Raw genomic sequence first — 24,360 nt, 5'->3', positions numbered from 1 at the left:
CACATGCCCCTCAACATGGGTCGGCATTTTCCGCGAAGCAACAGAAAAATCATTACCTTAACAGAAACAGCAATGCGGCCTACTGGCTTATCGCCTTCGTTTTCATCGCCTCGATGTTGAAGGCGGCCGCCAGCAACGCCTTGGTATAGTCCTGCTGCGGGTTGGCGAAGATTTCCGCCGCCGGGCCGCTCTCCACCACCTTGCCGTGGCGCATGACGATCAGGTCGTTGGCGAGCGCCTTCACCACCTTCAGATCGTGGCTGATGAAGAGGTAAGCGAGTTCATGTTTCGCCTGCAGATCGCGCAGCAGATCGACCACCTGCGCCTGCACGCTCATGTCAAGCGCGGAGGTCGGCTCATCCAGCATGACGAAACGGGGTTTAAGCACCATGGCGCGGGCAATGGCGATGCGCTGGCGCTGGCCGCCAGAAAATTCGTGCGGATACCGCCAGCGGGTGGCCGGATCGAGGCCGACCTCTTCGAGCGCGGTGGCGACACGCGTATCGCGCTCATCGGCGGAAAGTGACCGCTCATGCACCTTCAGGCCTTCCGCGACAATCTCGCCCACCGACATGCGCGGGCTGAGAGAGCCATAAGGATCCTGAAACACCACCTGCAACCGGTTTCTGAGCGGCTTCATCATTTCATAGGAATAGTGGTCGATCGACTGGCCGATGAAGCTGATACGCCCCTCAGACGCAATCAATCGCGAGAGGGCCAGACCGAGCGTCGTCTTGCCGGAGCCGGATTCGCCCACCACGCCCACAGTCTGGCCGGCGCGCAGGGTGATATCGATGCCATCCACCGCCTTCACATGGTCGACCACCCGGCGCATAAGCCCCGCCTTGATGGGGAACCAGACCTTGATGTCGTCACCCTGCATGACCACGGGTTTGCTGGCGTCAGAATGGGGAGGCTCGCCCTTTGGCTCCGCCGCCAGAAGATGGCGGGTATAGGCGTGCTGCGGATCATTGAAAACCTGCTCCACGGTGCCGGTCTCGACAATCTTGCCCTTGGTCATGACGCAGACGCGGTCGGCAAATTTGCGGACAATGCCGAGATCGTGGGTGATGAACAGCATGGACATGCCATGCTTCGTCTTGAGGTCGCTCAGAAGTTCGAGGATCTGGGCCTGAACCGTCACGTCGAGCGCCGTCGTCGGCTCGTCGGCGATCAGCAGTCTCGGCCGGTTGGCAAGCGCCATAGCAATCATCACACGTTGCCTCTGGCCGCCAGACAATTCATGCGGATAGGCCTTCAGGCGCTTTTCCGGTTCGCGGATACCCACCTGCAGCAGCAGTTCCAGCGTGCGCGCCCGCGCCTCGGCCCCGGTGATTGCCTGATGCAGTTCCAGAATCTCGCCGATCTGCCGCTCGATGGTGTGGAGCGGATTGAGCGAGGTCATCGGCTCCTGAAAAATCATGGTGACGTCGTTGCCGCGGACCGCACGCAGGGCGCGTTCCGGCAAAGTCAGCATGTCCTTGCCGTCGAACAGGATTTTTCCCGACGGATGGCTTGCCGCCGGATAGGGCAACAACTTGAGAATGGAATTCGCCGTGACCGATTTGCCGGAACCGGACTCGCCGACGAGGGCGACGACCTCACCCGGCATCAGATCGAAGGACACATGATCAACGGCGATGCTGGTCGCGCCGCCCTGGTGGAAGGCGACGGAGAGATCGCGGACGGAGAGAAGCGGTTGGGTCTTTGTTTCCGTCATGGCGATCACCGGAACGTCTTGCGTGGGTCGAAGGCGTCGCGCACCGCTTCACCGACGAAAATCAACAGTGAGAGCATGATGGACATGGTGAAAAACGCAGTGAGGCCAAGCCAGGGGGCCTGAAGGTTGTTCTTGCCCTGCGCGATCATCTCGCCGAGCGACGGCGATCCCGGCGGCATGCCGAAGCCGAGGAAATCGAGCGAGGTGAGCGTCGTGATCGAACCGGAGAGGATGAAGGGCAGGAAGGTCAGTGTCGCCACCATGGCGTTGGGCAGAAGGTGGCGGAACATGATCGTCCAGTTGCCGACGCCGAGCGCGCGGGCGGCGCGGACATATTCGAAGTTTCTGGCGCGCAGGAATTCGGCGCGCACGATGCCGACGAAGCCGACCCATGAGAAAAGCAGCATGATGCCGAGCAGCACGAAGAAGCCCGGCGGCAGGATGGCCGCGATGATGAGCAGGATATAAAGCACCGGCATGGACGACCAGATTTCGATGAAACGCTGCAACAGCAGGTCGGTCCAGCCGCCGAAGTAACCCTGGATGGCGCCGGCTGTCACCCCGACGAGGGCCGACGCGATCGTCAGTGTCAGGCCGAAAAGCACGGAAATGCGAAATCCGTAGATCATCCGCGCCGTGACATCGCGCGCCTGATTGTCGGTTCCGAGCCAGTTGAGATTGCCAAGCGTGCAGCCGGCGTCGGCATTGCCCTGCGGGTAGGCCGAGCAACGGTCTTTTTCATCCATCAGCCAGAAGGGCGCGGTGGGCGCAGAGTGCGGAATATTGGAATTGACCGTCTGATAGGAATAACGGATCGGTGGCCAGATCATCCAGCCATTGGCGTTGATCTCGTCCTGGATGAAGGAGGATTTGTAATCGGTCTGGGCCAGGAAGCCGCCGAATTTTTCCTCCGGATAATCCACCATGACGGGCACCAGCAGCTCGCCCTTGTAGGAGGCGAGGATGGGTTTGTCATTGGCGATGAATTCCGCGATCAGGCTCAGGAAAAACAGGAGCAGGAACAGCCAGAAGGACCAGTAACCGCGCCGGTTCGCCTTGAAATTCTGCCAGCGGCGTTTGGTAGTCGGCGAAAACCACGGGCGCTTCGGCTTTTCTATCGTTTCTGCTGCGGCGGTATGGGCAAGCGTCATCACACGTCCCTCCGCTCGAAATCGATACGCGGATCGATCCACGTATAGATCAGGTCGGAAATGAGGCCGACCACGAGGCCCATCAGCGAGAAGATGAAGAGCGTGCCGAACACGATCGGGTAATCGCGGTTGACGACCGAGAGATAACCGAGGCGACCGAGACCATCGAGCGAGAAGATATTCTCGATCAGCAGCGATCCGGTGAAGAAGGCCGAGATGAAGGCACCCGGAAAACCGGCGATCACGATCAGCATCGCGTTGCGGAAGACATGACCATAAAGAACCTTGCGCTCCGTGAGCCCCTTGGCGCGGGCGGTGATGACGTACTGTTTCTTGATCTCGTCGATGAAGGAATTCTTGGTCAGCAGCGTCGTTGTCGCGAAGGCCGAAAGCGACAGCGCGATGAGCGGCAGGGTCAGGTGCCAGAAATAGTCGATGATCTTCTGCCACCAGTTCAGTTGCGCGAAATTATCCGATACCAAACCGCGCAGCGGAAACCAATCGAAGAAGGATCCACCGGCAAAGAGGACGATAAGCAGAATGCCGAAAAGGAAGCTCGGCACGGCATAACCGATGATGATGATGCCGGAGGTCCAGACATCGAAGGTCGAGCCGTCGGACACGGCCTTCTTGATGCCGAGCGGAATGGAGATGATGTAGGAAATAATCAGGATCCAGAAACCGAGCGAGGCCGAGACCGGCAGCTTGTCGATGATGAGATCGATCACCGAGGAATTGCGGAAGAAGCTGTCGCCGAAATCGAAGCGGATATAATTCCACATCATTTCGAGAAAACGGGTGAGCGGCGGTTTGTCGAAGCCGAACTGCTTTTCGAGCTTGGCGATCAGTTCCGGATCGAGACCCTGCGCGCCGCGATATTTCGAACCGCTGTCATCGAAACCACCGGACTGGCCCATGAGATCGCCGCCGCCCGAGAGCCGGTCGGAGGCGCTGTCGCCCTGCCCGGTCAATTGCGCGACGACCTGTTCCACCGGCCCGCCCGGCGCGAACTGGATGACGAGAAACGAAATGCCCATAATGCCGACGATGGTCGGGATCATCAGCGCCAGACGTCTGAGGATATAGGCGCCCATCAGCCTCTGCTCCCGGCCGATACGTCAGCGGTTTTCGTTTCTGTCAAACCCGGTCCTTTCCTGAAAGCGCTGCCTGCGCTTTAAGCGATTCGTCTCGCCCTATGTGAATCAAGCCTTCGGCGCGAAAGCAAGGCCAGCGTCAGTTCGCGGCCTGACTGGACCACCATGCTTCCGGAAAACCGACACCATATTGGGGCAGGTTTTCCGGACGGATGAGCGTATTCCAGTAAGCGATGAACATCTCACCACGGTAGAATTGCGGTATGACGTAACTGTTTGCCAGAAGTACCCGGTCGAGAGCGCGTGCGGCGGCCACCTGTTCATCCCGGTTGGGCGCAAATATGACCTTCCTGACCAACGCATCGACGGCGGGGTTCTTGATGCCGGCAATATTGTTGGACCCTTGCCGGTCGGCGGCGGCCGAGCCCCAGAAATCCGCCTGTTCGTTTCCGGGGTTCGCCGAAGTCGCCCAGAGCTTGACGATGACGTCATAATCGAAGCTGCGAGTGCGGTTGGTATATTGCGAGGCGTCGACGGTCCGGATCGTCGCGTTGATGCCAATCTTCTTGAGGTTCTGGACATAGGGAAGGATGGTTCTTTCCATGCCGGCGGAATCGATCAGAAACTCCATATCGAGCGGCTGTCCGGTTTTCGCATTGACCATGCGGTTGCCGCGCAGCTCGTAACCGGCTTCCTTCATCAGCCTGACCGCCTCGCGCAGATTGTCGCGCTGCTTGGCGGGGTCGCCTGCCACGGGGTTGCGATATTCTGTCGTGAAGACCTCCGGCGGAACCTGATCCTTCAGTTCCTGAAGAATTTCCAGCTCGCGACCGGTGGGCAGGCCGGAAGAGGCCAGCTCACTGCCCATGAAGAAGCTGTTGATGCGCTGGAACTGGCCGTAAGCCAGCGTGCGGTTCAGCTCCTCGAAATCGAAAGCATAATTGAGCGCCTTGCGCAGTTTCGGGTTCTGGAACTTCTCCCTGCGCATGTTCGGCACGAAGGCCTGCATGATGCCGACGGAGCGATAGATATTCGGCAATTCTTCCTTCTTGACGCGGCCTTCCTTGACGGCCGGGAAATCATAACCCGTGACCCAGCGGCTGGAGGAGGCTTCCTGGCGGAAATCGACGGTGCCGGACTTGAAGGCTTGGAATTCCACATCCTGATCGGCAAAGAAGGTGTAGGCGATGGTTTTGAAATTGTTCAGCCCGACATTCACGTTGACGTCCTTGCCCCAGTAGTCGTCGCGGCGTTCATAAGCGATTGTCGAGCCGGGAGAGACTGAGGCAATCTTGTAGGCGCCGGAACCCATCACCGGCTCCAGCGTGCCACGCGATATGTCACGCGGCTTGCCATCCGGGCCGGCGGCTTCCCACCAGTGCTTGGGAACGATCAGCAACTGCCCGACAATCTGCGGCAATTCACGATTGTTCTTTTCATCGAATGTGAAGGTGATGTCCCTTTCGCCGCTCACCTCCGCCTTGGTGACGTGGGTGTAATAGGTCGCTAGCTGCGGGCTCAGATCCTTCGCTTTTTCGAAGCTGAAGACGACATCCTCCGGCGTCACCGGCTTGCCATCGGCCCATTTCGCTTCGGCGCGCAGCCGGAAGGTGGCTTTCGAAATATCGTCCGGATAGCTCACACCCTCGGCCAGAAGACCGTAGGAGGCCGACAGCTCCTCTTCCGTCGATTTCATCAATGTATCGAAAACGAGCGAAAGGCCGGTCGCCGCCTCACCTTTGGCGAGCAGCGGATTGAGGGTATCGAAGGTGCCCGCTGTCGACAGGCGAAGGGTGCCGCCCTTCGGCGCCTTGGTATTCACATAGTCGAAATGATCGAAGCCATCGGGATGTTTCAGTTCCCCGACTGTCGAAATCCCCTTTCGCCACACATCGGCCGATTGTGCGAAGGCCGCCGCCGGTATCAGCAGGGCGGATGCCGCAAGAGCAATGAGGAGACGGGATTTCAGTGGTGCCAATATCATCGGGGGAATGTCCCTGTTTTCGCGTTTGTTGAAGAGAGCATAAAACAAAGATTGGCAAAAAACAGATGCGCTGGCTCACAAGCTCTTTATCCGCGCCTTTATCCTCCCGCTTTGCAACAGGCGGGGCGAAACATGGTTTCAACAAAATCCCGTTCCAGTTTATCTTAAGGGGAAAGAGAATCATCTGATCGGACGGGCACGACGATATGACGGCGGGATCATCGAGAGTTTTCAAGGCGGCCATGCTGGCGATTTCGGTCGTCTCCGCGCTGCAGTTGCAGATGGAAACCGCATCGGCCGAGGACAGGCCCGCGAAAGAAGTGTTCGGCCACATGGCGCTGCCTTCCGCCACGGGCTCGCAGCCGATCGGCTCCTATGCCAAGGGCTGCCAGTCCGGCGCCATCGCCATGCCGACGGATGGTCCCGGCTGGCAGGCCATGCGCCTTTCCCGCAACCGGCGCTGGGGCCAGCCGCAGATGATTTCCTTCCTCGAGCAATTTTCGCAGGATGCCCAGAAGATCGGCTGGCCGGGCCTGCTGCTGGGCGATATTTCCCAGCCGCGCGGCGGGCCGATGCTGACCGGCCATGCGTCGCACCAGATCGGCCTCGATGTGGACATCTGGTGGCGGCCGATGCCGAGCCCACGGCTGAGCGTGGAGCAGCGCGAAACCGTGCCTTTCATCTCCATGCTGGACAAGAGCAAGTTCCTGACGGTCGATGACCGCAAGTGGTCACCGCTCAATGCCCGGCTGGTGATGATGGCTGCAAGCTACCCGCAGGTGGAGCGTGTCTTCGTGAACCCGGCGATCAAGCAGAAACTCTGCCAGACATGGACCGGCGACCGCACCTTCATGGGCAAGATCAGGCCGATCTACGGCCATGACGAGCATTTCCACATCCGTCTCGAATGCCCGCCCGGCGCGCCCAACTGCAAACCGCAGGCGGCCGTGGGCAAAGGCGACGGCTGCGACAAGTCGCTGGCCTGGTGGTTCAGCAAGGAACCATGGGCGCCGCCGAAAAAGGACCCCAATGCCAAGCCGGTGAAACCGCGCCCGGTCATGGTTTCCGATCTGCCCTCGGCCTGCGCCGCTGTGGCCGCTGCCCCTTCCACTAACCCCGAGGGGCTCGCGGCCCAGGCCTATTCGCCTGCTCCGGCAACGCGCCAGCAAAGCGTGGAGCAGGTCATTCAGGCAGCCCCCGCCCTGCAGCCTCCTTCGGATATTCCGCTTCCCACCCAGCGCCCGACATTGAACTGAAACAGAAATGGGGCATTCAACAGCTTCCCTTTTCAAATGGCGGCAAGCTGTTATAGAAGGCTTCAAATCGATTTAATTCTTGATGGAACGGGTTGGGACCATGGAAGAACAACGCTGTATCGCGCTCATCGCTCATGACGAGAAAAAGGACGATATGGCGGATTTCGCCCGTCACCACCAGAAAGCGCTCGCCGGTTTCAGGATCGTCGCCACCGGCACCACCGGCGGACGGGTACAGGAAGCCTGTCCGGGTCTTGAAGTCATTCGCCTCAAAAGCGGGCCTCTCGGCGGAGACCAGCAGATCGGCGCGATGATCGCCACCGGCGAGGTGGACATGCTGATCTTCTTCACCGACCCGCTGACGGCGATGCCGCATGATGTTGATGTGAAGGCGCTGACCCGGCTTGCTACGGTTTACGATATTCCCATGGCGCTCAACCGCGCCACCGCAGAAAATCTCATCGACTTCCACGTCGCCAATTGAACCTCCCAACATGGAACAGGCAATGCCGAAGACGTCCGATACCGAATATCTGTCCTTTCCGATCCTTCTTGGCGACATCGGCGGCACCAATGCCCGCTTTTCCATTCTAATCGATTCCTTTGCCGAACCGGTGCACCTCACCGCCGTGAAGACAGCGGAATATCCGACCATCGACGACGCCATCCAGCAGGCGGTTCTGGACAAGACCTCGCTCCAGCCGGTCTCGACCATTCTTGCGATTGCTGGCCCGATCGAAGGGGACGAGATTCCGCTCACCAACTGCCATTGGGTCGTCAAGCCGAAGGACATGCTGGCCAATCTCGGCTTGAAGGATGTCATCGTCATCAACGACTTCGAGGCGCAGGCTCTGGCGATTGCAGCGCTTGACGACGACAACCGCGAATCCATCGGCTCCGGCCGCAAGGATGTACTGGCATCGCGCGTCGTTCTCGGACCGGGCACGGGGCTTGGCGTCGCCGGGCTGGTTTACGCCCGCCATATGTGGTTCCCGGTGCCCGGCGAAGGCGGCCATATCGATATCGGCCCGAGAAGCGCGCGTGACTATGCGGTTTTCCCGCATATCGAAACCATCGAGGGCCGTGTCGCCGGTGAGCAAATCCTGTGCGGGCGCGGGCTGGTCAATCTTTACCGGGCCGTCTGCACCGCCGATGGCATCGGGCCTGTCTTTTCCGATCCGGCCGACATTACCTCACAGGGCCTTTCGGGCGAGAACCCGCAGGCGAAAGAGACCCTGTCCCTTTTCAGCACCTATCTCGGCCGCGTGGCCGGTGACCTCGCGCTGATCTTCATGGCCAAGGGCGGTGTCTATCTGGCCGGCGGCATTTCGCAGAAGATCATCCCGGCGCTGAAGAGCCCGGAATTCCGCGCCGCCTTCGAAGACAAGGCGCCGCACAGCGCGCTGATGCGAACCATTCCCACCTTCGTCGTCACCCATCCGCAGGCGGCGCTTTCCGGCCTCGCCACCTATTCGAGAACGCCGTCCGATTTCGGCCTGTCGCTGGACGGGCGACGCTGGAGGGCCTGATCGTTTCCAACGGTCAGCCCTTCGTGATGCTTGCGAAGCGGGCGGGCGGTCTTTAACGTCGCTGCTGCAAACATCAATCGACCGATACCGGCGGATCTCGATCCGCCCGAGATGAAAAGTGAGTGACAGCATGGGCAGCAGCGGCATGAAACTGGTGGTGGTCGGCGCGGCGGGCCGCATGGGACAGGCGCTGATCCGCCTCATTCACCAGACGCCCGGCGTCCAGCTACATGCCGCCGTGGCGCGCGAAGGCTCGGCCTTTGTCGGCCGCGATGCGGGCGAGATCGCCGGTCTCGGCCCGATCGGCGTCGAGATCACCAGCGATCCCCTTCAGGCCTTTCTCCATGCGGAAGGGGTGATCGATTTCACTTCGCCGGCAATCAGCGTCACCTTTGCCGGCCTCGCCGCACAGGCCCGCATCGTGCATATCATCGGCACCACGGGCTGCTCGGCGGAAGACGAGGAAAAATTCAAGGCGGCGTCGCGCCATGCCCGCATCGTCAAGTCGGGCAATATGAGCCTCGGCGTCAACCTGCTTAGCGTTTTAACGCAGCAAGCCGCGCAGGCGCTGGACGCGCAGAACTGGGATATCGAAATCCTTGAAATGCATCACAAACATAAGGTGGATGCGCCCTCGGGCACCGCCCTTCTGCTCGGCGAGGCGGCGGCAGCCGGACGCAAAGTCGATCTCACCACATCTTCCGTTCGCGTACGCGACGGGCATACGGGTGCGCGTGAAGTGGGGACCATCGGTTTTGCCACGCTGCGTGGCGGCTCGGTGATCGGCGAACATTCAGTGATCTTCGCCGGAGAGGGCGAGCGCGTCGAGCTTTCGCATTATGCCGGCGACCGCTCCATTTTCGCACGCGGCGCGATTGCTGCAGCCGTCTGGGCCTTCGACAAGAAGCCGGGCTTCTATTCGATGCTGGATGTGCTGGGGCTTTCGCAGGCGGAGTAAGCTTTCGGCTTAATTCTCTACCGTGAATTCGACCGTATCGGCCGAAAAACGGCTGATGGCATATTGCACCGGTACGCCATCCATATCGGCATTCAGCGCCTGAGTAACGAGCAGAATTGCACCCGGCGACAGCTCCAGATCGGCCAGATCCTGCGTGTCCGCATGGCTGGCGGAGATGACGGTGGAAATACGCACGTAATCCGCCACCCCTAGCATATTGAAGGCAGCGGTAATCGAGCCGCTCTTCTGATAGGCCTCCCCTATTCCGGCGAAACGATCCGCCGGAAACCATGTGGTTGAGCGGGACACCGGGCGGTTATCGGCCTTGCGCAGCGTTTCGAGACGTATGAGCGGCGCACCCGCCGGCAATTGCAGCCGCGCCGCCAGATCGGCATTGGCCGGTTCGGTCGTGTGGGAAAGAAGCAGGGCCTCCATTTCCTTGACCTGATCGGCGATCCCCGCCGTGAACCGCGTGCGCCGTGAGATTGGAAAACTCAGGCGCTCCTTGCGGGCGATCATCGTGCCGCGCCCCTGCACCGGCTCAAGGATGCCTTCGCTGGCGAGTGCGGCAATGGCGCTTCGGACGGTATGGCGGTTGACGCCGAATTTTTCAGCCAGCGCCATTTCAGGCGGCAACATGCCGGTTTCATCGTGATCGCCCGCCGCGATCTCGCCTCTGATTCTGTCGGCGATCTGCCGCCAGAGCGCCACGCCGTTCTTTCTTTTCATCGCTGCCGAAGGGCTCATGTCACACGCTTGTCATTCACTAACGTTAAATGTACCTTATATTGTATAGTTGTCTATATCAATAGACATTAGAGGTCAAGCGATGATTCACGAAACTGCAGACTTGCATGCAGACAGAAAGCGGGTGGCGGCGCTTCTTGCCCGCGCCACCGTGCAGGAACTCGAAACCGTCTGGAACCGGCAGGATGAGAGCCCCCGGACGGAAAATGTACGCGGCCCGGAAACCGGGCTCGTCATGGTCAAGGGCCGCATCGGCGGCGGCGGCGCGCCCTTCAATCTGGGTGAGACGACCGTTACCCGGGCAACCGTCAAACTTGCCTCGGGCACTGTCGGTCACGCCCATGTTCTCGGCACCGGCCGCAAGAAGGCCTGGTATGCCGCCGTTTTCGATGCGCTCTGGCAGGAAAGCCCGACCCGCGGCTTCATCGAAACCGAGCTTCTTTCACCGGTCGAGAAACGATTGGCCGAGGAGAAGGACAGGAAAACAAAAGAGACCGCCGCAACACGGGTCGATTTCTTCACCATGGTTCGAGGAGAAGATTGATGAGCGTCAAGGCCGAAGCATTGACGGGCGGTTTCTCCGACGCCGTCTTCGATTCCCAACGGATTTTCAAGAAACTCATGGATGGCATGGCCCGGCCGGGCACGCCGCAGACAATCGAAACCGCGGTCGCCCCACCGTCGCCTCTCGCCCCCGCGACCGGCGCGGTCCTGCTGGCGCTCTGCGATCACGATACGCCGGTCTGGCTGAGCGGCGCGCTACGAAAAACCACCGTCCCCGGCTGGATCGGATTTCATACCGGTGCGGTCCCGACCGAAGAAAAAAGCGTAGCGCATTTCGCCGTCATCGAAGCGGGCAGCGCCATAGCCTCCTTCGGTCTCTTCGCGCAGGGAAGTCAGGAATATCCCGACCGCTCCACCACGCTCATCATCGAGTTGCCTGATCTGGATGGGGGACGGGAATTGCTGCTCTCCGGCCCCGGTATCCGCCACGTCAACATCATCAGCCCCACCGGCCTGCCGGACATATTCTCGCGGCTGTGGGCGGAGAACAACGCCATCTTCCCGCGCGGCGTCGACGTCATCCTGACATCCGCCGACAGATTTGTCTGCCTGCCGCGCACGACGCGCATTCAACCCGTGGAGGCATAAGATGTATGTTGCTGTCAAAGGCGGGGAAACCGCCATTGCCAACGCCCACCGGCTTCTGGCCGACAAGCGGCGCGGAGACCGCGACCTGCCCGCCATGACGGTCGTGCAGATCGTTTCGCAGCTTTCGCTGGCCGTCGACCGGGTGATGGCGGAAGCGTCTCTTTACGATCAGTCGCTTGCAGCCCTTGCCGTCAAGCAGGCCCGCGGCGACATGATCGAGGCCATCTTCCTGCTGCGCGCCTACCGCACGACGCTGCCGCGCTTCGGTTATTCGGTTCCGGTGGATACCGCTGAGATGACGGTGCAGCGGCGCGTTTCCGCGACCTATAAGGATTTGCCGGGCGGACAATTGCTGGGGCCGACCTTCGATTACACCCATCGCCTGCTCGATCCTTCGCTTCTCGAGGACGAGGCCGTTGAGACAGCCACCCAGCGCGAAGGCGAGCCGGAACATGTCATGCGCGTCTCAGACATTCTGGCGCAAGAAGGATTGATCGAAACCGACGGCGATATGCCGGCTGACCATATTGCCGGCGACCTGACGCGGGAGCCGATGGAATTTCCAATGCCGCGTGACCTGCGCCTGCAATCGTTGGCGCGCGGTGATGAGGGTTTCCTTCTGGCGCTCGCTTATTCGACGCAGCGCGGCTACGGCCGCACCCATCCGTTCGTCGGTGAAATCCGCATCGGCGAGGTGGAGGTCGAACTGGAGGTGCCGGAACTCGGGTTTTCCGTCTCGCTGGGCGACATACAGGTCACCGAATGCCAGATGGTCAACCAGTTCAAGGGTTCGGCAAAAGCGCCGCCGCAATTCACCCGCGGCTACGGTCTGGTGTTCGGCCAGAGTGAGCGCAAGGCCATGGCCATGTCGCTGGTTGACCGCGCATTGCGCGCCGGCGAGTTCGGTGAGGATGTCGTGGCCCCCGCGCAGGACGAGGAATTCGTCATTTCACACGCCGACAACGTTCAGGCGACGGGCTTCGTCGAACATCTGAAACTGCCGCATTACGTGGATTTCCAGGCCGAACTCGGTCTGGTCAGGAAAATGCGTGCCGATTTCGAGGCGGTCAACGCCAATGGCGCGGAGTGGATGGGCGATGCGGCCGAATAGCTCAGCGGCTGTGCTGCTCGCCAAACCAGTAAGCGCAAAAGACGGTCGATGCTGCAAACACAGCAAAGAACACGGCTGCAAGAATTCCAATCTCCATGAGCTTGTACTCCTTTTTTCACAAGGCTAACGCGCAATGCTTGAAGAAGTTTCATTTGACGACGGGCTGGCTGCCTACAACTTCGCCTATCTGGACGAACAGACCAAGCGAATGATCCGCCGGGCGATCCTGAAAGCCATCGCCATTCCCGGGTATCAGGTTCCCTTCGCTTCCCGCGAAATGCCCATGCCCTATGGCTGGGGCACCGGCGGTGTGCAGGTAACCGCCTCCATTCTCGGCCCAGACGATGTGCTGAAGGTTATCGACCAGGGCGCGGACGACACGACCAATGCGGTTTCCATCCGTGCCTTCTTCCAGAAGGTGGCGAATGTTGCCGTCACCACCCGCACCAAGGATGCAACCATCATCCAGACGCGGCACCGCATTCCCGAAGAAGAACTGCATTCGGGTCAGGTCCTCGTCTATCAGGTTCCAATTCCTGAGCCTCTGCGCTTCCTCGAACCGCGCGAGACCGAAACGCGTGTCATGCACGCGCTGGAGGAATACGGCCTGATGCACGTCAAGCTTTACGAGGATATCGCCCGCAACGGCCGTATCTCCACCACCTATGCCTATCCGGTGAAGGTGGCCGGGCGTTACGTCATGGATCCGTCGCCTACCCCGAAATTCGACAATCCGAAAATGCATCTCTCGGACGCCCTGCAGCTCTTCGGCGCAGGACGCGAAAAGCGCATCTATGCCGTGCCGCCCTATACCGACGTCGTCAGCCTCGATTTCGAGGACCATCCCTTCGAGATCCAGCGCTTCGACAAGCCCTGCGCGCTGTGCGGTGCGGAGAATGTCTATCTGGATGAGGTGGTGCTTGATGATAAGGGCGGGCGGATGTTCGTCTGCTCCGATACCGACCATTGCGAGGACCGCCGCGCCCATGGCCACAAGGGCCACCTGCTGGCGGATGTGAAGGAGGCCGCAGAATGAGCGACGCACCGCTTCTGAAAGTCAGGGACGTTTCCAAATATTATGGCGACCGCGCCGGTTGCCGCAATGTCTCCTTCGAGCTTTATCCCGGCGAGGTTCTGGCAATTGTCGGCGAATCCGGCTCCGGCAAGACCACGCTTCTCAACTGCATTTCCACCCGACTGATGCCGACGGCGGGCAGTGTGGAATATCGCATGCGCGACGGTTCGGTGCGTGACCTCTATCATATGGGTGAGGCCGAACGACGTTTCCTGATGCGCACCGACTGGGGTTTCGTGCACCAGAACCCGGCGGACGGGCTGCGCATGGCGGTTTCGGCCGGCGCCAATGTCGGCGAGCGGCTGATGGCCGTCGGTAACCGGCATTACGGCAACATAAGGCAATCGGCCAGCGAATGGCTGGAGCGGGTGGAAATCGGCACCGACCGCATCGACGATCAGCCGCGCGCCTTTTCCGGCGGCATGCGCCAGCGCCTGCAGATCGCCCGAAACCTCGTCACCTCGCCGCGCCTCGTCTTCATGGACGAACCGACCGGCGGGCTCGATGTTTCCGTGCAGGCGCGCCTGCTTGATCTGGTACGCGGTCTCGTCAACGATCTCGGTCTTGCCGTCGTGGTCGTCACCCATGATCTGGCGGTGGCGCGGCTGCTTTCCCATCGCATGATGGTGATGAAAGGCGGCGATGTCATCGAACATGGTCTGACCGACCGGGTGCTGGACGACCCGCGCGAGCCCTACACGCAATTGCTTGTTTCCTCTATTCTGCAGGTTTGACGCCATGCCGACGCCTCTTATCGTTTCGGAAGTCTTCAAAAGCTTCACCATGCATCTTCGCGACGGTATCGAATTGCCCGTTGTGCGCGATGTCAATTTCTCCGTTTGCGGCGGCGAATGTGTCGTACTGGGCGGTCCCTCCGGCATCGGCAAAAGCTCGATCCTGAAAATGCTCTATGGCAACTACGCCATCGACAGCGGGCAGATTCTCGTTCGTCATGAGGGCCAGGTCATCGATATCGGCAACGCCTCGCCGCGCACGATCCTCGATATCCGTCACCGCACCATCGGTTATGTCAGCCAGTTCCTGCGAACCGTGCCGCGTGTCGCTGCCATAGATGTCGTCGCCGAACCGCTTCTGGCGCGCAAGGTTGCCGCCGATGAAGCCCGTGAACACGCAGCCATGCTGCTTTCGAAGCTCAACCTGCCACGGGAACTATGGTCACTGCCGCCGGCAACCTTTTCGGGCGGCGAACAGCAGCGCGTGAATATCGCGCGCGGTTTCATCACCAACCATGCGATCCTGCTTCTGGACGAGCCGACAGCCTCGCTGGACGCCCTCAACCGGCGTGTCGTCGTCGATATGATCGTCGAGAAAAAACAGAAGGGCACGGCACTGCTCGGCATTTTCCATGACGAGGAGGTGCGGGAAGCCGTGGCCGACCGCATTCTGGACGTCTCACAGTTTTCTCCCAGAAAGGCAGCGGCATGAGCGTCAAGGTGGGTCCGGAACCCGTCGTCCACGAAAGCGCCCGTGTCAGCAACTCCGCGATCGGCCGCTATACCGAAATTTCGGAACGCTGCCGCATAGAGGAGGTCGAGATGGACGACTACTCCTATGTCATGCAGGATGGCGCGATCTGGTGCGCCACCATCGGCAAATTCGTCAACATCGCCGCCTCCGTCCGCATCAACGCCACCAATCACCCGATGCAGCGGGCGACGCTGCATCACTTCACCTATCGTGCCCACAACTATTGGGACGATGCGGAGGACGAGACGGACTTCTTTGCTGCCCGCCGCGCCAAACGCGTCGTCATCGGCCACGATGTGTGGATCGGCCATGGTGCGACGATCCTGCCCGGTGTCACGGTGGGAAACGGTGCGGTGATCGGGGCGGGTGCAGTCGTCTCAAAAGACGTCGCGCCCTATACCATCGTCGGCGGCGTGCCCGCCCGGCTGATCCGGGAACGCTTCCCGGCGGAACTGGGCCGGCAAATGGATAATCTGAAGTGGTGGGATTGGGACCACGCTACATTGCGCATCGCTCTCGACGATTTCCGCAATCTGGACGCCGAGGATTTCGTCGCGAAATATGGCGGATGAAATCTCCCTCTGCCGAACACCTGCAAATCCCGGGGCAAAACCCCGGGATTTTTATTTATGCGATCAAAAAAGACACGCGGATTTGAACGGTCCAAGATTCCTCCCGAAAGCTTTGTCGGCGAACAGGCGGATGCGAGATCCATGAAATCTGTAATATTTTATTCATCAAACTGACATCCACACTTCACGCACCGCTGTTACGCCGAACCCCGTCAAAAAGAAGATTGGACGGGGAAATGAGCTTTCACCTGAAGCAAGTCACGCGCCGCTTTGGCAACCACACTGCGGTCGATTCCGTGAATGTCGAAATTCCGCAGGGCCAGATGGTTGGCGTTATCGGACGCTCGGGTGCGGGAAAATCGACGCTGCTGCGCATGATCAACCGCCTCGTCGATCCGTCCTCGGGTTCCATCCATTTCAACGACACGGAAGTTTCGGCGCTGAAGGGCGCAGCGCTTCGCAGCTGGCAGCGCGACTGCGCCATGATTTTCCAGCAGTTCAATCTGGTGCCGCGCCTCGATGTGCTCACCAATGTCATGCTCGGCCGCCTCAACCACCGCTCGACGGCGCTCAGCCTGTTCAACATCTTCACCAATGACGAGCGCCTGATGGCCATCGCCGCCCTGGAAAGGCTCGGCATCGAGCATGTGGCCATGCAGGCTGCCGGCACGCTTTCCGGCGGTCAGCAACAGCGCGTCGCCATAGCCCGCGCCCTGATGCAGTCTCCGAAGATGGTTCTGGCCGATGAGCCGATCGCTTCCCTCGACCCGCTGAACGCCAAGATCGTGATGGACGCGCTGCGCGACATCAACGAACGCGAAGGCATTACGGTTATTACCAACCTGCATACGCTGGATACGGCGCGCAATTATTGCGAACGCATCATCGGCATGTCTCAGGGCCGCGTCGTCTTCGACGGAACCCCTACTGAGCTGACGGCTGCGGCCGTCACGGAGATTTACGGAACCGATTCTCAAGGGTCCGGCATCGACGAGACCATGACCTCGACCAGCATCAATATTCCCGGTGCGCAGCTTCCCGCGCGTCCGGTTCAGCAATCTGCCGGCCCCGAACCGCTCGCTCTCGCCGGGCTCTGAGGAACCGCTCAGCATCGTTTGCGCCCGCGTCAAGGGCCGATATTTCACAACAAACTCCGGCTCGCCGGGAAACAGGAGAAAGTCCATGTTGAAGAAAGTCCTTCTTTCGGCAGTCGCGCTTGGCGTTCTGGCCGGTTCCGCCATGGCTCAGGACGTCAAGGTTCTGCGCATCGGTCTCGACGGCTCTGAAAACGAAGCCGACCAGATCCGCAACACCAAGTGCGTTGCCGATGGCCTGAAGGCCGCGACCGGCGTTGCCGAAGTTCAGGTTTTCCCGTCGCCGGACTATAACGGCGTCATCCAGGGTCTTCTCGGCGGCACCATCGACATCGCTTCCATGGGCGCGTCCTCCTACGCCAAGATCGCTCTGGCCGATCCGAAGGCCGTCGATCCAATCCTGACCACCGCCGGCGCTGACGGTTCGACCGGTTATTACACCATCATGGTTGCCCGCAAGGACAGCGGTATCAAGACGCTGAAGGATGCCAAGGGCAAGAAGATCGGCTTCGCCGATCCTGACTCCACCTCCGGCTTCCTCGTTCCGAACGTGGCGATCCCGAAGGAAACCGGCGTTCCGGTCAAGGAATACTTCTCCGAAACCGGTTTCGGCGGCGGCCATGAGAACCTCGTTCTCGCCGTTCTCGACAAGAAGTTCGATGTCGGCACGACCTTCGGTTCGGGCGTCGGCAAATGGGAAGAAGGCTACACCGCCGGCAACCTCTACCAGATGGTCAAGAAGGGCAACCTCGACATGGACGATATCGTCGAAGTCTGGAAGTCGCCGCTGATCCCGAACGGTCCGCTGATGGTTACGAACAAGCTCGGCGACGCGATGAAGCAGAAGGTCGAAGACTTCTTCATGGAACTGCCGAAGAAGGACCTCGCCTGCTTCCAGGGCTTCACCCAGGGCAAGAACACCGCCTACATCAAGGTCGATCCGTCCTTCTACCAGACGATCATCGACGCCCGTAAGTCCGTTATCGGCGGCTGATCCTCAGATCATATTCGGAAGCGGCGGTGCCTTGCGGCAGCGCCGCTTTTGCCAATAAAGGAAAAGCGGCATGGCGACCACACTGCACCATGGTACCCTCTCGCCTGAGGGATTGAGCGCATCGTCCAAGACAGTCATGCGTCACTATCAACAGCAGCTTGCGACACGGCGAATCTATACCGTCATTTCGCTCGTGATCTTTCTCGCCATCCTCGCCGCCTCGCTGAATTTCGCCAATGCGGCCAATTCTGGCAAGTTCTTCGAGCGTCTACCCTACTTTTTCGACTTCATGAAAACCTTCGTGCCCGATAGTCCGCTGGAAATCTTCCGCGCGATGTTCGACCTGCCGTCGCCCTATGCAGATGGCTCGCTGAAATACAATTATGTCGCGGACCGCGTTTACATCACCGACGGCTTCTACATACCGCACTTCATCTATCAGCTGATCATCACGCTCAATATTGCGCTGGTCTCGACAATCATCGGCACGGGTTTTGCGTTCGTGCTGTGCTTCTTCGCCTCCACCAACCTTGTCGGCGCCGGCCTCGTGCGCTGGGTGGTGCGCCGGGTGATGGAAGTGCTGCGCGCTTTCCCCGAAATCGTCGTCGCCGGGCTACTCACCGCCATCCTGTCGATCGGTCCGATAGCGGCGATCATCGCGATTTCGGTCCACACGATCGGCGCTCTGGGCAAGCTGTTCTTCGAAGTGGTGGAAAATGCCGACATGAAGCCCGATGAAGGCCTGCGCGCCGCGGGCGCCAACTGGCTGGAGCGGGTGCGTTTCGCCATCGTGCCGCAGGTTCTGCCCAATTTCGTCTCTTACGCGCTGCTGCGCGCCGAAATCAACGTGCGCGCCTCCACCATCATCGGTGCCGTGGGCGGCGGCGGCATCGGCGAGGTCTTCCGCCTGTCGATCGGCAACGACCACGCCTCCAAGACCTATGCCATCATCATCCTGCTGCTGATCACCATCATCGCCGTCGACCAGTTTTCCAGCTGGCTGCGCCGCAGGCTGATCGGCCATCAATCCTTCGAATTCGGACGGGGAGCGGCCTGATGTCGTCCAGCTTCATTCTCAACACCGCCGACCGCGAGAGGCTGATGGCCGCGCATCCGCAAGTGTTCAATCGCGGTTTCATGCAGCGATATGGCCTGCTCTTCGGCCTTCTCACTGTTACCGTTTATCTCATCGGCTGCTTTTTCTTCTTCAATGTCGGTCCGGCCTTCATGCAGGGCCGGTGGGATCGTGCCTCCAGCTATATTCAGGACTGGTATTCCTGGCGCGCCCAGCCGCGCCTGCGTTTCGAAGACGGCAAGGTGGAGCCGCAATGGTCCAGCCGCGGGCAATATCCGGTCGATGCAAAGATCGACTGGCTGCAGCCCCTGCCGGGCGGTGGCTACAGCGTCGTTTATGCGGGCATGGAAAACCGCCTCGACGTGACCCCGACCCGGGTGGACGTCTATGTCGACGGCAAGAATTATCCCGTCATCATCAATGGAGAACAGGCTCGGGCATCCGACGATGGGCCGCAGGAAATCCAGCAGGACGGCAACAAGGTTCTCGTGCATTTTGGTTTTGCCGGACAGGCGGAAATCCGCACCAGCCAGGTCTATGTACAGCGCCGTTTCCTTGGATGGGCGAATTTCCTGTTCGACACCAAATCGGAATTCTGGGGCAAGGGCTTTGGCGAACTCGCCGCTCTCGCGCTGTGGGGAGAAAGGCTCGATCCCGAGCGCTCCAATATCGGCCATATGGTGGATGATTTCCTCGACAACAGCGTTTGGCAACATGCCGATATTCTTTCCAAGCTGATGCAGACGCTGGTCATGGCCTTTGTGGGCACGCTGTTCGGCACGCTCGTCGCCCTGCCGCTCGCCTTCATCGCCGCGCGCAACATCACCGCCAACAGGGCCGCAAATTGGGGCATGAAGCGGCTGTTCGACTTCCTGCGTTCCATCGACATGCTGATCTGGGCGCTGTTCTTCACCCGCAGCTTCGGCCCCGGACCGATCCCCGGCATTGCCGCGATCTTCTTCACCGACACCGGAGCGCTCGGCAAGGTCTATGCCGAGGCGCTGGAAAATGTCGACGACAAGCAGCGCGAGGGCGTCAAATCGGTCGGCGCTTCCCCAATTGCGGTCAACCGCTTCGGTGTGCTGCCGCAGGTCCTGCCGGTCTTCATTTCGCAGTCGCTCTATTTCTGGGAAAGCAACACCCGCTCCGCCACCATCATCGGCGCGGTGGGCGCCGGCGGCATCGGTCTGAAACTACTGGAAGCGATGGGCACCAATGCCGACTGGGACAAGGTCGCCTATATGGTCCTGCTCATCCTCTTCGTCGTTTTCCTGTTCGACCACATCTCCAATTCGCTGCGTTCACGCCTGATCGGCAAAACACAACACTAGGCCTGAAGGGATGGAATGGCGAACGTCGTAACGATGTTCGTCATATCCAGCCGGACACTCGCGCAGTCCCGATTTATGCCGGCCGTATCCCATCATCATCTCCGCCTGTGTCTTCAGCACATTCGGAAGCTTGCCGCATTTCCAATGCGCTTTTTTCCTTCGGCATCATCATTCTGTCACGGAAACCAATTACCTCGCACTCCTGACCTTGCGGGAAGCCGGCGAGTCACGCCAAATAGCTTCTCATCCCTGGTCTCCCATGACACTGAAGAGTGCTTGCCGTGCGCTATGCCATCTATTTTTCTCCGGCTAAAGATCACCCGCTGACTGAGGCAGCGTCGCGCTGGCTCGGCCGCGACGCATTTTCCGGCACGCTGCATGACGACCACGACGACTATGCCGACATGACGGAGGAGCCACGCCGTTACGGTTTCCACGCGACCCTGAAGGCTCCTTTCGAACTTGCCGAAAAATACAGCGAGGCGGAGCTACTCACGGCCTTCGAAGATTTCGCGGCCAGCCAGTCCACCTTCGAAATTCCGCGCGTCGTCGTCGGTGCACTCGGGCCGTTTTTTGCACTGGTCCCGGACCGCACCTATCAACCGCTGCAGGATTTTGCCGCCGAGATCGTCGATCATTTCGACCGGTTTCGCGCGCCCCTGTCAGAGACCGATATTGCCCGTCGGCGGCCACAGATGCTGACGGAGAGCCAGCGGCAAAATCTGTCGCTCTGGGGTTACCCGCATGTCATGGATGATTTCCGTTTTCACATGACGCTGACCGGCCGCATCGACGAGAGCGAGCAGCCCGCCATGCACGAGGTGCTTTCGGTGCGGTTTTCCGAATTCACCGATCGGCCTCTCAGCATTTCCGGCCTCGCCTTGTTCATTGAAGAAACGCGCGGCGCGCCCTTTACCGTTCATAGCTGGCACCCCCTTGGCCAGCCACCAAAGAAAGATGCGAACCCATGACCGAGCACGCCCTTTCCAATGCCCGTATCGTTCTGGAAGACGATATTATTCTGGGCTCCGTCCTTATCCGTGACGGCAAGATCGCCGATATCAGCGAAGGTGCTTCCAAAACCGGCGAAGATCTCGAAGGTGATTATTTGATCCCGGGTCTGGTGGAACTGCATACCGACCATCTTGAGCAGCATTATTCGCCGCGCCCCGGCGTGATCTGGGACAAGATCGCCGCCATTCAGGCCCATGACGCCCAGGTGGCCGCCTCCGGCATCACCACCGTATTCGACTGCCTCCGGCTCGGTTCGGATGAAGACGGCGGCTTCAAGAAGGGTGAAATGCGCGAAATGGCTGACGCCATCGAGGCCGCGGCGGATCAGAACCGCCTTCGTTCGGATCACCTGCTGCATCTGCGCTGTGAAGTCGCCTCCTCGGATGTGCTGGAACATTTCGAAGACTTCGAAACCGATCCGCGCGTGCGGCTGATTTCCCTGATGGACCACTCCCCGGGGCAGCGCCAGTTCCAGTCGATGGATCAATATATCTTCTACTACCAGAAGAAGCGTGGGCTGAGCGACGAGGCTTTCGCCGAGTTCGTGCGGCGTCGGCAGGCGGCGTCGGCGGAATATTCCGCCAAGCACCGCGATTATCTGGCCGCCCGCTGCGCCGAGCGCGGCATTACGGTCGCAAGCCATGACGACGCCACCGAAGCGCATGTCGGCGAGGCTATCGGCCACGGCGTGAAGCTGGCGGAATTCCCCACCAGCGTCGAGGCCGCAAAAGCCTCGCACAGCGCCGGCATGAGCGTGCTGATGGGCGCGCCGAACATCGTTCGCGGCAAGTCCCATTCCGGCAACATCGCCGCCCGCGATCTTGCCGAGATCGGCGTGCTGGATGTTCTTTCTTCCGACTACGTGCCCTTCAGCCTGCTCTTCGCGCCATTCCTGCTCGCCGATCAGGTAGAAGCCATCAGCCTGCCGGAGGCGCTGCGCATGGTCACCGCCACGCCGGCGCGCACCGTCGGCCTTCTCGATCGCGGTCGTATCGCGACGGGATTGCGGGCCGACCTGGTCCGGGTTCACCGCGAGGATGGTGTGCCGGTCGCCCGTTCCGTCTGGCGTCAGGGCAAGCGCGTGGCATGACCGACGATGGGCAGGATAGCCGGCGCGCGGCATCGCCCGGCACGATGATCGTAATTGTCGGCCCGAGCGGGGCCGGCAAGGACACGCTGATGGACTATGCCGCAGCGCGACTGTGTGGGCGGCCGGGCTTTCACTTCACCCGCCGCGTCATTACCCGCAGCGGCGATGCGGGGGGTGAAAACCACGATGCCGTTTCGATGCACGAGTTCAACCGGCTGGAAGATGAGGGCGCCTTCGCGGTGTCCTGGCAGGCGCATGGGCTGAAATATGGCATCCCGGCCGCTGTCTATCATCATCTCAATGCGGGAGACGTGGTCATCGCCAACGGTTCGCGTTCCGCCCTGCCGCATTTCGGCACCGCCTTTTCCCGTCTTAAGGTCGTGAACATCGTTGCGCGGCCGGATGTGCTGGCAAGGCGGCTGGAGCAGCGCGGGCGGGAGAGCCGGGACGATATTCTCCGGCGGCTGGAACGCAGCTCGTTGACGGTCGCTGGAGATTTCGACGTTACGACCGTCGATAATAGCGGCGCTATCGAAGATGCCGGCCAAGCCATCATGCAGGTGCTGGAGCAAAGCGCAGACACCGACCGCACTTAAAATCCCGGAGCCGGGCTGCTCGACAAACGCTCTCTCAAGGCTTACCATCAGGCGACAATTTCCAAACATGGTACGCCAAGGCGAGGGATGCCCGAGAAAAGGGTCAGCGACGAGATAAGTGTGGTGGCCGGTCTGGCTGCCGGCGTCAGCAATTATGCCCGGTCCCGGGGCATCGATATCGCGCCGATCTGCAAGGCTCTGGACATTGATCCAGCCATATTCAGCAGCCTGACGGAACGTATCAGCCTCGATAGATTTTCCCGCCTGCTCGAAACCTGCGCACTGATTTCCGGCGACGACGCCTTCGGTCTACAATGCGCCTCCACCTTTCCAGCGGGTGCATCCGGCGCGTTCGGATATGGGCTGATCAGCGCACCGACGGTACGGGCGTTCCTGCGTTTTCTTCAGGACCATGTCTATTACGCGACCAACAACAGCAATTTCACCATGGTAACGGATGCCACGCAGGTAACCCTGTCATGGTCCTTCGCGCCGGTTATCGCCAAACGCGATCAGTATGTGGATTTGTCGCTCGCCGTCCTGGTACAACGTCTCCGTGATATTCTCGGAGATCGTATCAACCAGATCGAGATCGGTCTGGAGCGGCCGAAACCGAATAATATTCAGCTATTTAAAGAAAGAATGACCAGGCGCGTCAGTTTTTCCCAGCCGATCCATACCATGCGTCTTCCGGTATCGCTTCTCGATGTGGTCAATCCGAATGCGGATGAGCGGCTGTTCGAGCTGATGAACCTGCAATGCCGCATGTTGCGACCGGAAACATCGGCGGACGCGACCCATTTCATTGACCAGGTGAAGCGGTACATGCAGATGCGGCTCTCGGATGCCGAGCTTTCGCTCGGCGAGATCGCTCCCTATTTCAACCTGTCGGAACGGAGTTTTCAACGGCGGCTCGCAGAGCTCGGCACCAATCTCAACGAGATAAAGGATGCCATTCGCAAAAATGCCGGTTTCAAACTCCTCGTGGAAAGCGATCTTCCGGTATCCGACATCAGTTACAGGCTTGGCTATTCGACACCCGGTGCGTTTTCGCGTTCCGTCTCCCGCTGGTTCGGCGCAACACCGACCGATATTCGCAAGAAACACGCGCATCATTCCGCCGGATGATACATGTTGACGGCATCAATATTTCGAAATGACGCATTAAATTTGAGAAATATGTCAGCGCTCATCGCAATATGTGCCGAAACATAACAATAAAACGAAAAACTTGGCGCGAGATGTTATTCTATCGGTGAGGCACATCGCCTATTAGAGCGCCGCATATCCTTCGGGTGTGACGAAAACATTCCAGAGCCTTGAAGCTGC

Annotated in this window: 24 protein-coding genes; 19 read left to right on the top strand and 5 right to left on the bottom strand. The window is 60.0% G+C overall.

The features are described 5' to 3' along the window. Nucleotides 1–79: 79 nt before the first annotated feature. From CFBP4996_RS13890 to CFBP4996_RS13875, 4 genes are all read right to left on the bottom strand, one after another. Nucleotides 80–1,720 (bottom strand): ABC transporter ATP-binding protein, encoded by a 1,641-nt coding sequence (locus CFBP4996_RS13890; protein ID WP_080853274.1) that lies wholly within the window; start codon nucleotides 1,718–1,720, stop codon nucleotides 80–82. 5 nt (nucleotides 1,721–1,725) lie between these two features. Further along, on the bottom strand, nucleotides 1,726–2,871 hold the full coding sequence (locus CFBP4996_RS13885) for an ABC transporter permease (protein WP_080852836.1): 1,146 nt from the start codon (nucleotides 2,869–2,871) through the stop codon (nucleotides 1,726–1,728). Beyond that, on the bottom strand, nucleotides 2,871–3,965 hold the full coding sequence (locus CFBP4996_RS13880; RefSeq protein WP_080852837.1) for a microcin C ABC transporter permease YejB: 1,095 nt from the start codon (nucleotides 3,963–3,965) through the stop codon (nucleotides 2,871–2,873). The genes CFBP4996_RS13885 and CFBP4996_RS13880 overlap by 1 nt, the downstream gene beginning before the upstream one ends. A 139-nt stretch (nucleotides 3,966–4,104) precedes the next feature. Beyond that, nucleotides 4,105–5,949 (bottom strand): extracellular solute-binding protein, encoded by a 1,845-nt coding sequence (locus CFBP4996_RS13875; protein WP_080852838.1) that lies wholly within the window; start codon nucleotides 5,947–5,949, stop codon nucleotides 4,105–4,107. A gap of 206 nt (nucleotides 5,950–6,155) precedes the next feature. On the opposite strand from CFBP4996_RS13875, the gene mepA reads away from it, so the two are divergent. The 4 genes from mepA to dapB all read left to right on the top strand — a co-directional run bounded on the left by mepA (nucleotide 6,156) and on the right by dapB (nucleotide 9,692). Further along, nucleotides 6,156–7,205, top strand: a complete 1,050-nt coding sequence (gene mepA, locus CFBP4996_RS13870; protein ID WP_080852839.1) for a penicillin-insensitive murein endopeptidase — start codon at nucleotides 6,156–6,158, stop codon at nucleotides 7,203–7,205. 100 nt (nucleotides 7,206–7,305) lie between these two features. Further along, on the top strand, nucleotides 7,306–7,689 hold the full coding sequence (locus CFBP4996_RS13865; RefSeq protein ID WP_020812947.1) for a methylglyoxal synthase: 384 nt from the start codon (nucleotides 7,306–7,308) through the stop codon (nucleotides 7,687–7,689). A gap of 22 nt (nucleotides 7,690–7,711) precedes the next feature. Beyond that, nucleotides 7,712–8,734, top strand: coding sequence for a glucokinase (locus tag CFBP4996_RS13860; RefSeq protein WP_080852840.1), 1,023 nt, complete (start codon nucleotides 7,712–7,714; stop codon nucleotides 8,732–8,734). A gap of 130 nt (nucleotides 8,735–8,864) precedes the next feature. Further along, nucleotides 8,865–9,692 carry a 4-hydroxy-tetrahydrodipicolinate reductase gene (dapB, locus tag CFBP4996_RS13855; protein ID WP_080852841.1) on the top strand — a complete coding sequence of 276 codons (828 nt, stop codon included), beginning with the start codon at nucleotides 8,865–8,867 and terminating at the stop codon, nucleotides 9,690–9,692. A gap of 9 nt (nucleotides 9,693–9,701) precedes the next feature. Here the strand turns inward: dapB and phnF are convergent, their stop codons facing one another. Further along, nucleotides 9,702–10,439: a phosphonate metabolism transcriptional regulator PhnF gene (phnF, locus tag CFBP4996_RS13850; protein WP_080852842.1), complete on the bottom strand. Its 738-nt coding sequence runs from the start codon at nucleotides 10,437–10,439 to the stop codon at nucleotides 9,702–9,704. Between the two features lie 82 nt (nucleotides 10,440–10,521). Here phnF and phnG point away from each other — a divergent pair, with 82 nt between their 5' ends. From phnG to CFBP4996_RS13775, 15 genes are all read left to right on the top strand, one after another. After that, nucleotides 10,522–10,983 (top strand): phosphonate C-P lyase system protein PhnG, encoded by a 462-nt coding sequence (gene phnG, locus CFBP4996_RS13845; RefSeq protein ID WP_020812951.1) that lies wholly within the window; start codon nucleotides 10,522–10,524, stop codon nucleotides 10,981–10,983. Next, complete coding sequence (phnH, locus tag CFBP4996_RS13840) at nucleotides 10,983–11,591, top strand: phosphonate C-P lyase system protein PhnH (protein WP_162935947.1); 609 nt, start codon at nucleotides 10,983–10,985, stop codon at nucleotides 11,589–11,591. Before phnG ends, phnH begins: the two co-directional genes overlap by 1 nt. Before the next feature lies 1 nt (nucleotide 11,592). Then, nucleotides 11,593–12,702, top strand: coding sequence for a carbon-phosphorus lyase complex subunit (locus CFBP4996_RS13835; RefSeq protein ID WP_080852844.1), 1,110 nt, complete (start codon nucleotides 11,593–11,595; stop codon nucleotides 12,700–12,702). A 133-nt stretch (nucleotides 12,703–12,835) separates the two neighbouring features. After that, nucleotides 12,836–13,738 (top strand): alpha-D-ribose 1-methylphosphonate 5-phosphate C-P-lyase PhnJ, encoded by a 903-nt coding sequence (locus CFBP4996_RS13830; RefSeq protein ID WP_065654731.1) that lies wholly within the window; start codon nucleotides 12,836–12,838, stop codon nucleotides 13,736–13,738. Next, nucleotides 13,735–14,511, top strand: a complete 777-nt coding sequence (gene phnK, locus CFBP4996_RS13825; RefSeq protein WP_003524419.1) for a phosphonate C-P lyase system protein PhnK — start codon at nucleotides 13,735–13,737, stop codon at nucleotides 14,509–14,511. The genes CFBP4996_RS13830 and phnK overlap by 4 nt, the downstream gene beginning before the upstream one ends. Nucleotides 14,512–14,515: 4 nt before the next feature. Then, entirely contained in the window at nucleotides 14,516–15,223 is a 708-nt protein-coding gene (phnL, locus tag CFBP4996_RS13820; protein ID WP_080852845.1) for a phosphonate C-P lyase system protein PhnL, read from the top strand. After that, nucleotides 15,220–15,837: a transferase hexapeptide repeat family protein gene (locus CFBP4996_RS13815; RefSeq protein ID WP_080852846.1), complete on the top strand. Its 618-nt coding sequence runs from the start codon at nucleotides 15,220–15,222 to the stop codon at nucleotides 15,835–15,837. The genes phnL and CFBP4996_RS13815 overlap by 4 nt, the downstream gene beginning before the upstream one ends. Before the next feature lie 236 nt (nucleotides 15,838–16,073). Then, nucleotides 16,074–16,934, top strand: a complete 861-nt coding sequence (gene phnC / locus CFBP4996_RS13810; protein ID WP_035264410.1) for a phosphonate ABC transporter ATP-binding protein — start codon at nucleotides 16,074–16,076, stop codon at nucleotides 16,932–16,934. An 85-nt stretch (nucleotides 16,935–17,019) separates the two neighbouring features. Next, nucleotides 17,020–17,925 (top strand): phosphonate ABC transporter substrate-binding protein, encoded by a 906-nt coding sequence (gene phnD / locus CFBP4996_RS13805; protein WP_080852847.1) that lies wholly within the window; start codon nucleotides 17,020–17,022, stop codon nucleotides 17,923–17,925. Nucleotides 17,926–17,995: 70 nt separating this feature from the next. Then, on the top strand, nucleotides 17,996–18,982 hold the full coding sequence (gene phnE / locus CFBP4996_RS13800) for a phosphonate ABC transporter, permease protein PhnE (protein WP_080852848.1): 987 nt from the start codon (nucleotides 17,996–17,998) through the stop codon (nucleotides 18,980–18,982). Further along, nucleotides 18,982–20,331 (top strand): phosphonate ABC transporter, permease protein PhnE, encoded by a 1,350-nt coding sequence (gene phnE / locus CFBP4996_RS13795; protein ID WP_080852849.1) that lies wholly within the window; start codon nucleotides 18,982–18,984, stop codon nucleotides 20,329–20,331. The genes phnE (CFBP4996_RS13800) and phnE (CFBP4996_RS13795) overlap by 1 nt, the downstream gene beginning before the upstream one ends. Nucleotides 20,332–20,603: 272 nt before the next feature. Then, nucleotides 20,604–21,302 carry a DUF1045 domain-containing protein gene (locus CFBP4996_RS13790; RefSeq protein ID WP_170988555.1) on the top strand — a complete coding sequence of 233 codons (699 nt, stop codon included), beginning with the start codon at nucleotides 20,604–20,606 and terminating at the stop codon, nucleotides 21,300–21,302. Continuing rightward, a complete protein-coding gene (locus CFBP4996_RS13785) occupies nucleotides 21,299–22,435 on the top strand; it encodes an alpha-D-ribose 1-methylphosphonate 5-triphosphate diphosphatase (RefSeq protein ID WP_020809169.1) in 1,137 nt (378 codons plus the stop codon). The genes CFBP4996_RS13790 and CFBP4996_RS13785 overlap by 4 nt, the downstream gene beginning before the upstream one ends. Next, on the top strand, nucleotides 22,432–23,031 hold the full coding sequence (gene phnN, locus CFBP4996_RS13780) for a phosphonate metabolism protein/1,5-bisphosphokinase (PRPP-forming) PhnN (RefSeq protein WP_162935948.1): 600 nt from the start codon (nucleotides 22,432–22,434) through the stop codon (nucleotides 23,029–23,031). Before CFBP4996_RS13785 ends, phnN begins: the two co-directional genes overlap by 4 nt. 87 nt (nucleotides 23,032–23,118) lie before the next feature. Then, nucleotides 23,119–24,159: an AraC family transcriptional regulator gene (locus CFBP4996_RS13775; RefSeq protein WP_080852850.1), complete on the top strand. Its 1,041-nt coding sequence runs from the start codon at nucleotides 23,119–23,121 to the stop codon at nucleotides 24,157–24,159. Nucleotides 24,160–24,360: the final 201 nt, after the last annotated feature.

This window comes from Agrobacterium leguminum (genome assembly GCF_005144435.2).
Lineage (GTDB): Bacteria > Pseudomonadota > Alphaproteobacteria > Rhizobiales > Rhizobiaceae > Agrobacterium > Agrobacterium leguminum.
This window is presented reverse-complemented; position numbering and strand designations above follow the sequence as displayed.

What these genes read in the sequence shown, in the direction of transcription:
- CFBP4996_RS13785 (WP_020809169.1), top strand. Translation starts at nt 21,299, where the DNA reads ATGACCGAGCACGCCCTTTCCAATGCCCGTATCGTTCTGGAAGACGAT.
- phnH (WP_162935947.1), top strand. Translation starts at nt 10,983, where the DNA reads ATGAGCGTCAAGGCCGAAGCATTGACGGGCGGTTTCTCCGACGCCGTC.
- CFBP4996_RS13830 (WP_065654731.1), top strand. Translation starts at nt 12,836, where the DNA reads ATGCTTGAAGAAGTTTCATTTGACGACGGGCTGGCTGCCTACAACTTC.
- mepA (WP_080852839.1), top strand. Translation starts at nt 6,156, where the DNA reads ATGACGGCGGGATCATCGAGAGTTTTCAAGGCGGCCATGCTGGCGATT.
- CFBP4996_RS13815 (WP_080852846.1), top strand. Translation starts at nt 15,220, where the DNA reads ATGAGCGTCAAGGTGGGTCCGGAACCCGTCGTCCACGAAAGCGCCCGT.
- phnC (WP_035264410.1), top strand. Translation starts at nt 16,074, where the DNA reads ATGAGCTTTCACCTGAAGCAAGTCACGCGCCGCTTTGGCAACCACACT.
- CFBP4996_RS13875 (WP_080852838.1), bottom strand. Translation starts at nt 5,949, where the DNA reads ATGATATTGGCACCACTGAAATCCCGTCTCCTCATTGCTCTTGCGGCA.
- CFBP4996_RS13885 (WP_080852836.1), bottom strand. Translation starts at nt 2,871, where the DNA reads ATGACGCTTGCCCATACCGCCGCAGCAGAAACGATAGAAAAGCCGAAG.
- dapB (WP_080852841.1), top strand. Translation starts at nt 8,865, where the DNA reads ATGGGCAGCAGCGGCATGAAACTGGTGGTGGTCGGCGCGGCGGGCCGC.
- CFBP4996_RS13775 (WP_080852850.1), top strand. Translation starts at nt 23,119, where the DNA reads ATGCCCGAGAAAAGGGTCAGCGACGAGATAAGTGTGGTGGCCGGTCTG.
- phnL (WP_080852845.1), top strand. Translation starts at nt 14,516, where the DNA reads ATGCCGACGCCTCTTATCGTTTCGGAAGTCTTCAAAAGCTTCACCATG.
- CFBP4996_RS13860 (WP_080852840.1), top strand. Translation starts at nt 7,712, where the DNA reads ATGCCGAAGACGTCCGATACCGAATATCTGTCCTTTCCGATCCTTCTT.
- phnK (WP_003524419.1), top strand. Translation starts at nt 13,735, where the DNA reads ATGAGCGACGCACCGCTTCTGAAAGTCAGGGACGTTTCCAAATATTAT.
- phnG (WP_020812951.1), top strand. Translation starts at nt 10,522, where the DNA reads ATGATTCACGAAACTGCAGACTTGCATGCAGACAGAAAGCGGGTGGCG.
- phnF (WP_080852842.1), bottom strand. Translation starts at nt 10,439, where the DNA reads ATGAGCCCTTCGGCAGCGATGAAAAGAAAGAACGGCGTGGCGCTCTGG.
- phnN (WP_162935948.1), top strand. Translation starts at nt 22,432, where the DNA reads ATGACCGACGATGGGCAGGATAGCCGGCGCGCGGCATCGCCCGGCACG.
- CFBP4996_RS13835 (WP_080852844.1), top strand. Translation starts at nt 11,593, where the DNA reads ATGTATGTTGCTGTCAAAGGCGGGGAAACCGCCATTGCCAACGCCCAC.
- CFBP4996_RS13890 (WP_080853274.1), bottom strand. Translation starts at nt 1,720, where the DNA reads ATGACGGAAACAAAGACCCAACCGCTTCTCTCCGTCCGCGATCTCTCC.
- phnE (WP_080852849.1), top strand. Translation starts at nt 18,982, where the DNA reads ATGTCGTCCAGCTTCATTCTCAACACCGCCGACCGCGAGAGGCTGATG.
- phnE (WP_080852848.1), top strand. Translation starts at nt 17,996, where the DNA reads ATGGCGACCACACTGCACCATGGTACCCTCTCGCCTGAGGGATTGAGC.
- CFBP4996_RS13880 (WP_080852837.1), bottom strand. Translation starts at nt 3,965, where the DNA reads ATGGGCGCCTATATCCTCAGACGTCTGGCGCTGATGATCCCGACCATC.
- CFBP4996_RS13865 (WP_020812947.1), top strand. Translation starts at nt 7,306, where the DNA reads ATGGAAGAACAACGCTGTATCGCGCTCATCGCTCATGACGAGAAAAAG.
- phnD (WP_080852847.1), top strand. Translation starts at nt 17,020, where the DNA reads ATGTTGAAGAAAGTCCTTCTTTCGGCAGTCGCGCTTGGCGTTCTGGCC.